The following is a 7,056-nucleotide window of genomic DNA, read 5'->3' as shown; positions in this document are numbered from 1 at the left end:
ACGTCGAACAGTTTGTAGTTACGGGTGGTGAGGGTTCTGGCATCGGTGGTCCAGGTTTCGGTTCCGGGGTAGGGCGTGTTGACGGTCAGATGCACGATCTCGGGGACTGACAGCGCCCACTCGCGCACTGCCTGGAAGCGGGCCTCGTCCCAGTCCGGGTCGGCAATGATGTTCACTGCCACCATGATGCCAAGTGAACGGGCATATTCGATTGCCTCGAAGCTCTTGCCGAGGCTCACCCGTTTGCGGTGCCGCCTGAGGCCCTCTTCGTCGATTGCCTCGACACCCAGGAACATGTAGCTCAGTCCCAGCTTCTTCCAACGCGTGAAAACCTCCTTGTTCTTCAAGAGCACGTCGCAGCGCGTCTCGAGGTAATACTGTTTCCTGATGTTGCGCTTCTCGACCTCGTCGGCGATGGCGTGGCCGTGCTCGGCATGGACGAACGCCACGTCATCGACGATGAACACGCCCGGCTCGCGCACGCGGGCGAGCTCCTCGCCCACCACCTGCGGGCTCACCCGGCGGTAGCTGCGGCCGTAGAAGGTCCAGGCGCTGCAGAAAGAGCAGTTCCACGGGCAGCCGCGCGAGAACTCGACGGAGGCGCAGGGATCGAGCACGCCGATGAAGTACTTGCGTCGCGATGCCACGAGATCGCGCGCCGGCGACGTATCGTCGAGCGAGCCGATCATGCGCGGAGGCGGGCCCTCTCCGCTCGCCGTGACCACGCCGGGCAAGTTGCCGATTTCCTGCCTTTCTGCCCAGGCCTCGAGGATCCTCGGGGCGATCGCCTCGCCTTCGCCCTTGACCACACAGTCGATGGCGCCCGCGGCATGCGCCAGGATCTCGCGCGCGGTGAAGGAGGCCGAGTGGCCGCCCACGAGCACGAGCGAGCTGGGCAGCATGCGGCGGGCAAGCCGCGCCAAGTCGACGACCTCGGGGATATTGGCCAGGTAGTTGAGCGAAAAGCCGACCGCATCGGGCCGCCAGGCCTCGAGCACGCGCTGATAGTCCCGGTGTCGGAAGACCTGCAGGTCGAGCAGGCGCACCTCGTGCCCGGCCTTGCGGCATGCCTCGGCCACCAGTTCCAGTCCGAGCGGCTCGAGCCGGAGGTAGACCTCGGTGTACATGAGGCCGCTGGGATGAACGAACAGGACTTTCATCGCGCTCCTCTCTCCAGACACGGCTTCCATAGGATCGATATGACGCTCCGGCGGTCAATACGCGTGGATTGAGTTTCTCGACCCCTCGAGAAGCAGGTAGCAACGCGGCTGTCATCGCCGGCGGGACGGCCCGACCATCCTGGGCGGACGGGTAGGAATCGGAGGTCGGCTGGATCGCCAGTCATTGGCCATGGAGGGAGGCGTGTCGGCACCAATTGTGCTTGTGCAATCAATTGCACAGCCACGTGCCCGCAAGAATCAGCCATGCGGCACGCGCAGGGAGACTCTCGCCGCCATCGCGCTGGCGTGGCATCCATGACTGGCCACCTCTCGCGTCGCTCTCTCGTGGTGATCCGCTTCGGCGATGTTGATTGCGCGGGCTCGTGGGCGCAAACGCGATCCAGTTCGGCCTGCCGGCCTGCTCGCCCGCGAGGTGTCGTGATACGGCGTACGGAGAGACTGGGTGTGAACCGAAGGACACGACCGTGATCGCCGGCATCGACGCAATCCAACCCTGCTGACGCAACTTCTCTCCGTTGCGTCACAGCTCTCCGTTGCGTCACAGCCAAGGTCTTGATTTCAAAGGCAAATGACGCTGTGACGCAAATGATGCAAGATTCCAGGCGGATTCATCGAGGGGCGCTCGCAAGCCAGCGGCATGGGCGTGGGTACGCGCCGGTGCGATCGCAAGGCCGGCAGTGCGACCGCAAGACTGGCGGGGCGACCGCAAGAGACCATCGCTTGCGGTCGGTCCAACCCCTTGTTTCAAAAGGCTCCGACCGCAACCGACCGCACCGACCGCAAGAAACGGGGGTCGTTGTACTTTTTCGGCGGGCGAGCGAGTCGGGCCCGCCTGGCGCGCTCCCGGCACATTCTTATGGAAGAGAACTCGAGATCGGGCGTCCCGCCAATCCTTGGCTATAGTCGCGCCATGGACCGACCCGAGCCCCCCGCCGACGAGAAGGACGCCCCGCTGCGCTACGACACGCGCCTGCTGGGGCGCATCCTGGGCGACACGGTGCGCGAGCAGGAAGGCGAGGCGGTGTTCGAGCTGGTCGAGCACATCCGCCGAACCGGCGTCCAGTTCCATCGCAATGCCGACGAGGCGGCGCGGCAGGAGCTGCAGGCGATCATGAGCGGCCTGCCGATCGACCGGGCGATCAAGATCATCCGCGCCTTCGGCTATTTCTCGCATCTCGCCAACCTGGCGGAGGACCAGCATCACATCCGGCGCACCCGCGCTTACGCCAAGGCGCACGCACCGGCGCGGCAGGGCACGATGGCCTTTGCCCTGGCGCGCGCCCGCGACGCCGCGGTCTCGCGCGAACAGCTCGAGTGCTTCTTCGCCCGCGCGTTCTGCAGCGCCGTCCTGACGGCCCATCCGACCGAGGTGCGTCGACGCAGCTCGATCGATCGCGAGATGGAGATCGCGCACCTGCTCGATGATCGCGACCGGGTGGAGTACACGCCCGAGGAACTGTCGGCCAACCGGCGGGCGCTGCGCCGCGCCGTCCTCACCCTGTGGCAGACCAGCATCCTGCGCGGCACGCGCCTCAGGGTGATCGACGAGGTCAACAACGGGTTGGCCTACTACGACCATACGTTCCTGTGGGCGCTGCCGGCCTTCTATGCCGATCTCGAGGATCGCCTGGGCGTCATCGAGCCGGCATGGCAGGGAATCGCGGTGCCTTCCTTCCTGCGCATGGGCAGCTGGATCGGCGGCGATCGCGACGGCAATCCCTTCGTGACGGCGGCGGTGACGCGCCAGACGCTGGCGATGCAAAGCGAGCGTGCAATGCGCTTCTATCTCGAGGAGCTGCATCGGCTGGGCAGCGAGCTGTCGCTCGACGGTCGCTCGGTGCCGGTATCGGACAGGCTTGCCGAGATGGCGAAGGCTTCCCCGGACCGCTCGATCGAGCGCCGGGACGAGCCCTACCGGCGCGCCCTGATCGGCATCTATGCCCGGCTTGCCGCGACCGCCTGGAAGCTCGACCGGCTGGAGCCGCCCCATCCGGCGGTGGGCGAGGCAGCGCCCTACGACTCGGTCGCCGGGTTGCAGGCCGACCTCGACACGGTCTCCGACTCGCTGGCGCGGCACGGCTCCCTGCCGCTGGCGCGCGGCCGCCTGCGCGGGCTGCGCCGCGCGGTCGACGTGTTCGGCTTCCATCTCGCCGCGCTCGACCTGCGCCAGAACTCCGACGTGCACGAGCGCGTGATCGCCGAGCTGCTCGAGGCGGCCTCGACCGGCAATCCGGTCGACTATCGCGCGCTCGACGAGCCCGCGCGCATCGCCCTGCTGACGGCGGAGATGGCCAATCCACGGCCGTTGGCGGCGCCGCACCACAGCTATGGCGAGGAAGCCGCCGGCGAGCTCGCCATGCTCGAGGTCGCCGCGGACGCCCACCGGCGATATGGCGCCGCGTCGATGCCGCACTACGTGATCTCCAAGAACGACAGCATCTCCGACATCCTCGAGGTCGCGGTGCTGCTGAAGGAGGTCGGCCTGCTGCGGCCGCGCGAGGAGCGGCTCGACGTCGACATCGTGCCGCTGTTCGAGACCATAGCCGACCTGCAGCACTGCGGCCACGTCATGGACGAGCTTTTGGGCCTGCCTGCCTATCGCCGCCTGGTCGCCTCGCGCGGCGACGTACAGGAGGTCATGCTGGGCTATTCCGACAGCAACAAGGACGGCGGCTACCTGACCTCGACCTGGGAGCTCTACAAGGCCGAGCTGTCGCTGATCGAGGTGTTCGCCAAACACAAGGTCGGGCTGCGCCTGTTCCATGGCCGAGGCGGCTCGGTCGGCCGCGGCGGCGGGCCGAGCTACGACGCCATCCTGGCGCAGCCGCCCGGCGCGCTGCAGGGCGCCATCCGTATCACCGAGCAGGGCGAGGTGATCGCCGGCAAGTATTCCAATGCCGAGGTCGGCCGCCGCAATCTCGAGACCCTGGCGGCGGCCACGCTCGAGGCGAGTTTGCTCGAAGCGGGTCATGCGTCGCCGCCGGCGGAATGGCTCACGGTCATGGAGCAGCTGTCGGCGCACGCCTTCCGCGCCTATCGCAGCCTCGTCTACGAGACCGAAGGCTTCGAGCGCTACTTCCGCGAATCGACCGTGCTCGAGGAGATCGCCACCCTCAACATCGGCAGCCGCCCGGCGTCACGCTCCAGCCGGCGGCGAATCGAGGATCTGCGCGCAATCCCTTGGGTGTTCAGCTGGGCGCAGTGCCGCCTCATGCTGCCCGGCTGGTACGGTTTTGGCGCAGCGGTGTCGGCCCTGACGGCGGCCCGACCCGACGGGCTCGAGATCCTGCGGACCATGTACCGGGACTGGCCGTTCTTCCGCACCACGCTCTCCAACATGGACATGGTGCTGGCCAAGAGCGACATCGCCATCGCCTCGCGCTACGCCGAGCTGGTCGGTGACGAGGCGTTGCGCGGAAAAGTGTTCGGCCGTGTGCGGCAGGAATGGCAGGCCTCGATCGACGCGGTGCTGGCGGTCAGCGGCCAGCGGACGCTGCTCGAAGGCAACCCGCTGCTGGCGCGGTCGATCCGCAATCGCTTTCCCTATATCGATCCCCTGAACCACGTGCAGATCGAGCTGCTGAAACGCCATCGCGCCGGCGACACCGACCCCGGCGTGGTCGACGGCATCCATCTCAGTATCAACGGCATCGCCGCCGGTTTGCGCAACAGTGGGTAGGGATGCCATTGCTGGGAGCGCGCCACTCCGATGGCGCTCATGGGATGTGTCATCAAGAAGAAGAGCGCCATCGGAGTGGCGCGCTCCCAGCAATGAGTCGTGTCGCAGTCCAAACGGAGGAAACCATGGCAATCGGCTCGAAGTACCTGTTCATCGTCAGCATGGACGTCGCCAAGGACAAGGAGGCGCTGTTCAACGAGGTCTACGATACCGAGCACGTGCCGCTGTTGCAGAAGGTGCCCGGCGTCGGCGCCGTCACACGCCTGAAGACCGAGCCGGCCGCCTTCAATCTCGCCGGCGAGCGCAAGATGCTCGATGGTGGCAGCGAGCCGACCTACGTGGCGATCTACGAGATCGACAGCCCGGACGTGCTGTTGAGCAAGGAATGGGCGGAGGCGGCGGAGAAGGGGCGCTGGCCGAGCGAGGTGCGCCCTTACACGTCCAACCGCCGCCACATCGTGCGCAAGGTGATCTAGCCCGCTCTCGTCATCCGGACTGTGGGCGTCTAACGGCGCGGATTACCGCGCCGGACCACGCTCATGAGAACAGCGGACGAGGCGCCCTTGGCTTGGATGAGAAGAGCGGGCGAGACGCCCGCGGTCCGGATGAGGGAGCGGGCTAGGGCTTGCCGAAGGTCGCGATGCGATCGACGTTGCAGACGAACAGCACGCGCTTCTCGTCGATCGCCGGATCGCGCAAGCCATAGGGCGGCGGGTTGCCGGTGTACTTGGTCCAGATCTTGTCGAGCTGGCGCGTGATGCGCTCGCCGCCCGGCTCCCACTCGCGCTCCTCGCGCTCGACGGTGCATTTGAGCTGGACCCAGTGATAGGCGTTGTCGGGATTGACGATCAGGATGGTGAGCATGGGATTCTTGCGGATCCACTCGCACTTGGCCCGGTGCGAGGCAGTGTTCACCAGCACCTTGTCGCCTTCGTAGTCGAACCACATGGGGGTGAGCCCGATGCGACCATCCGGACCGATCAGGCCGAGCGTCACGGTGATCGGCCGATCGAGCAGGGCCTTGTAGATCGGATCGAGATCGGACAGGCCCTTGATCTTGGTCCGCTCGCCGACGGCGAACTGGCCTTCCTGCAGCCCGTTGGCGACATCGCGAAATTTCGCAACGGTGATGTCCGGCATGGTTTCCTCCTCGACCTGCTGACTGGGAGGCTCAATTCTTTCGGTTGGGCTGCGATGCAGCAAGCGAGGATTGCCGCCGCCGACCCGCTTGGCGATGATGATCCAACAAGGAGAGGGAGCACCGGATCATGGATTTCAAGAACAAGGTCGCTTTGATCACGGGCGGCGGCAACGGCATCGGCCGCGCCACGGCGCTGGGCTTCGCTTCGCGCGGCGCCAAGGTCGTGGTCGTCGACCGCGATTCGACCGCGGGAGAGGCGACGGCCGGCATCGTGCGGCAGCAGGGCGGCGAGGCGCTGTTCGTCCAGGCCGACGTGACCCGAGCCGACTCGGTGAAGGCCTATGTCGACAAGGCGGTGGCCACGTTCGGGCGCATCGACTGCTTCCACAACAATGCCGGCATCGAGGGCACGGTGGCGCCGGTCGTCGACCATGACGAGGCGATGTTCGATGCGGTCATGGCGGTGAACGTGCGCGGCGTGTTCCTCGGCATGAAGTACGTGCTGAAGCAGATGATCGCGCAGAAGGGCGGGGCGGTCGTCAATACGGCGTCGACGGCGGCCCTGGTCGGCTCGCCCGGCATGCCGGCCTACGTCGCCTCCAAGCACGCCGTCCTCGGCCTCACCAAGACGGCGGCCGGCGAGGTAGCGCGGCAGGGCATTCGCGTCAATGCCGTCTGCCCCGGCCCGATCGACACGCGCATGATCCACGCCCTCGAGGCGCAGCTCAATCCGGCCAATCCGGGCAAGGTCACCGCGCGCTACCAGTCGTCGATCCCGATCGGCCGCTACGGGACGCCCGACGAAGTCGCCAACACGGTGCTGTTCCTCTGCTCCGACCTCGCCGGCAACATCACCGGCGCGCACTTCGTGATCGACGGCGGCCGCACCGCGACCCCGGGCGCCGTGACGTCGATGAACCAGGAGTGAGTGCCACGACTCCTCCCGAGCTGCGCTGGGGAGGTGTCCGCGTCTTCGCGGATGGAGGGGTCATGAGTCATGCGGACCGCGGGCGTCTGCCCGCTCCTGATCATGAGCGGGCGAGATGCCCGCGGTC

5 protein-coding genes are annotated in these 7,056 nt (G+C 66.7%); 3 read left to right on the top strand and 2 right to left on the bottom strand.

The window, feature by feature from the left end; genetic code table 11:
- The coding region (gene hpnR, locus AB7O82_RS36030) for a hopanoid C-3 methylase HpnR (RefSeq protein ID WP_428621677.1) at nucleotides 1-1,160 on the bottom strand (1,160 nt) is incomplete at its 3' end.
- Between the two features lie 931 nt (nucleotides 1,161-2,091).
- Between hpnR and ppc the strand changes: the two genes are divergently transcribed.
- On the top strand, nucleotides 2,092-4,860 hold the full coding sequence (gene ppc / locus AB7O82_RS36025; RefSeq protein WP_428542100.1) for a phosphoenolpyruvate carboxylase: 2,769 nt from the start codon (nucleotides 2,092-2,094) through the stop codon (nucleotides 4,858-4,860).
- A gap of 125 nt (nucleotides 4,861-4,985) precedes the next feature.
- A complete protein-coding gene (locus AB7O82_RS36020; protein ID WP_428542103.1) occupies nucleotides 4,986-5,336 on the top strand; it encodes a hypothetical protein in 351 nt (116 codons plus the stop codon).
- 142 nt (nucleotides 5,337-5,478) lie between these two features.
- Here the strand turns inward: AB7O82_RS36020 and AB7O82_RS36015 are convergent, their stop codons facing one another.
- A complete protein-coding gene (locus AB7O82_RS36015; protein WP_428621675.1) occupies nucleotides 5,479-6,000 on the bottom strand; it encodes a pyridoxamine 5'-phosphate oxidase family protein in 522 nt (173 codons plus the stop codon).
- 128 nt (nucleotides 6,001-6,128) lie between these two features.
- Between AB7O82_RS36015 and AB7O82_RS36010 the strand changes: the two genes are divergently transcribed.
- On the top strand, nucleotides 6,129-6,929 hold the full coding sequence (locus AB7O82_RS36010; RefSeq protein WP_428542109.1) for a glucose 1-dehydrogenase: 801 nt from the start codon (nucleotides 6,129-6,131) through the stop codon (nucleotides 6,927-6,929).
- Nucleotides 6,930-7,056 lie beyond the last annotated feature (127 nt).

The organism is Reyranella sp. (assembly GCF_050185545.1).
GTDB lineage: Bacteria > Pseudomonadota > Alphaproteobacteria > Reyranellales > Reyranellaceae > Reyranella.
This window is presented reverse-complemented; position numbering and strand designations above follow the sequence as displayed.

Excerpts from the sequence above, each read along its gene's own strand:
- AB7O82_RS36010 (WP_428542109.1), top strand. The coding sequence starts at position 6,129 with ATGGATTTCAAGAACAAGGTCGCTTTGATCACGGGCGGCGGCAACGGC.
- AB7O82_RS36020 (WP_428542103.1), top strand. The coding sequence starts at position 4,986 with ATGGCAATCGGCTCGAAGTACCTGTTCATCGTCAGCATGGACGTCGCC.
- ppc (WP_428542100.1), top strand. The coding sequence starts at position 2,092 with ATGGACCGACCCGAGCCCCCCGCCGACGAGAAGGACGCCCCGCTGCGC.
- AB7O82_RS36015 (WP_428621675.1), bottom strand. The coding sequence starts at position 6,000 with ATGCCGGACATCACCGTTGCGAAATTTCGCGATGTCGCCAACGGGCTG.